Origin of the sequence: Falsihalocynthiibacter sp. S25ZX9 (genome assembly GCF_041205405.1) — a bacterium.
GTDB lineage: Bacteria > Pseudomonadota > Alphaproteobacteria > Rhodobacterales > Rhodobacteraceae > Falsihalocynthiibacter > Falsihalocynthiibacter arcticus.
Genome location: NZ_JBGFCD010000132.1, coordinates 1 through 337 on the forward strand (window position 1 = coordinate 1; position 337 = coordinate 337).

Sequence of the window (337 nt, forward strand, 5' to 3'; positions counted from 1 at the left end):
AAAATGTGCAGATGCAATTGGTTAGGCCTAAGGTTGGGGGCTGCCCGCGCAAAAAATTACTGCACAATAATTCACGAACCGTCCCAACGTCTTAACATCCAATACCACTGTTCTTGGTCTGCTTTGATGCGCGCGGAAAGGCTGTCATTAAAGGCGCGGGTCATGGTGGTGCTGTCGGTATGGGGGATTGGAGCTTCGAATTCCACGTTAAATGCGTTGCAGTCGCGAATTCGAATACCCTAGGCGGGGATCATCGGCAGATCATATTTAAGCGCAAGCTGGGCGGCAGACAGGGATGTGAGGGCATCAAGGCCAAGAAACAGTAGGCGCACGCCCT

General features: G+C 52.2%; 1 pseudogene. It reads right to left on the reverse strand.

The window, feature by feature from the left end:
* Window positions 1-71: 71 nt before the first annotated feature.
* Window positions 72-337 (reverse strand): annotated as a pseudogene (locus tag AB9F29_RS21595) (acyltransferase); the annotation flags it as partial.